This is a genomic window from Caulobacter sp. HMWF025 (assembly GCF_003060965.1).
Taxonomy (GTDB): domain Bacteria; phylum Pseudomonadota; class Alphaproteobacteria; order Caulobacterales; family Caulobacteraceae; genus Caulobacter.
Map to the genome: position 1 here is coordinate 73,902 of NZ_QAII01000161.1, position 1,569 is coordinate 75,470.

General features: G+C 68.1%; 2 protein-coding genes. Both read right to left on the reverse strand.

Features of this window, described 5'->3' with window-relative positions:
* Window positions 1-154: 154 nt before the first annotated feature.
* A complete protein-coding gene (thpR, locus tag DBR10_RS17555; RefSeq protein WP_108504123.1) occupies window positions 155-691 on the reverse strand; it encodes an RNA 2',3'-cyclic phosphodiesterase in 537 nt (178 codons plus the stop codon).
* Window positions 691-1,569 (reverse strand): aldo/keto reductase (locus tag DBR10_RS17560; protein ID WP_108556540.1); only part of this gene is annotated, 879 nt, incomplete at its 5' end. The genes thpR and DBR10_RS17560, both read right to left, overlap by 1 nt.

Sequence of the window (1,569 nt, forward strand, 5' to 3'; positions counted from 1 at the left end):
TTGATCTCCCGCTTGCCCCCTACGGGTCGCTTCGCGACCGTCTTCCCCCGGAGGGGGAAGATAGTCTCATCCGCCCCCGCTGGGGGCGGACGACCGGCGAAGCCGGTCAGGAGGGGGCCTGCGACGCTGGCCGTTTTGCCCCCCAACCCGGGCCCTACTCCAGGCCATATTCGCGCTCCAGCCGGTAGGCCGACCCTTCGGAAGTCTGCCAGCTGGAATAGAGACCAAAGGAGGTCACCGGAAACACCGGCGAGGCCAGCAGGTTGTTGGCCTGGATCCAGGCGGCGACTTCGGTCTCGGCCGGGCGCTTCAGATAGGCCAGGGTCACGTGCGGGGTGTAGAGCCGGGTCTCGGGCTTGAGGCCAACTTCGCGGGCCGCCCGCTCATGAGCCTTGGCCAGCCGCCGCAGGGCCGGATTTTCAGCCACCCCGGCCCAGACGGCATGGATGTCGACGCCCTCGCCGAAATAGCCGGCCCCGGCCAGGTCGAGCTCGAAGGCCGGGGCCTCGATCTGGGCCAGGGCCTCGTCCAGTTCGGCCGCCACCGGCTCCTGCACGTCGCCGATGAACTTCAGGGTGATGTGAAAAGCCTCCAGCGGCCGCCAGCGCGCACCGTCGATGCCGTGCTGGCGGGTCAGGAGGCCCCGGCCAATCTCGGCGGGGACGGCGATGGCGGTGAACAGGCGGATCATCAGGGGCAGGGATTGGGCTGGGCGATGTGCAGGGCGTTGACGGCCTTTTCCAGCTCTTCGCTCCAGGTCAGGTCGAAGGCGTCGATGGCGACCTTCAACTGGTCCATCGAGGTGGCTCCGATGATCGTCGCGGTGACGAACGGCCGGGTGTCGCAGAACTTCAGGGCCAGGGTGGCCGGATCCAGGCCATGCTCGCGGGCCAGGGCCACATAGCCGCGGATCGCGGCCTCGGCACCAGGGCCCTCATAGCGCTGCATGCGGTTGTAGAGCGCCTTGCGCGACCCGGCCGGCAGGGCCCCGTCGAGATACTTGCCGGTCAGGGCGCCCTGGGCCAGCGGCGAATAGGCCAGCAGGCCGACCTGCTCGCGCATGGCGATCTCGGCCAGGCCATATTCGAAGGTGCGGTTGGCCAGGTGGTAGGCGTTCTGGATCGAGGCGATGCGGGGCAGGCCGCGGGTCTCGCTCTCGGCCAGGAAGCGCATCACGCCCCACGGAAATTCGTTGGAGACCCCGATCGCGCGCAGGGTGCCCTTCTTCACATGGGCGTCGAGGGCTTCGAGAATGTCGCCGAAGGTCTCGAAGTCCTGCTCATAGTCCTTGTAGGTCTGACCGCCGAACACCCGCACCGCCCTGTCGGGCCAGTGCAGCTGGTAGAGGTCGAGATAGTCGGTGTTCAGGCGCTTGAGCGAGTTTTCCACCGCCTCGTCGATCTGGGCCCGGGTGTGGCGGGTGGAGGCCCCGTCAGAGCGCAGCCAGGTCAGGCCGCCGAAGGCGCTGCCACGACCGGCGACCTTGGAGGCCAGCACGATCTGGTCGCGCTTGCCGGTCTTCTGCAGCCACGAGCCGATATGACGTTCGGTATTGCCCTGGGTCTCGGG

What these genes read in the sequence shown, in the direction of transcription:
- thpR (WP_108504123.1), bottom strand. Translation starts at nt 691, where the DNA reads ATGATCCGCCTGTTCACCGCCATCGCCGTCCCCGCCGAGATTGGCCGG.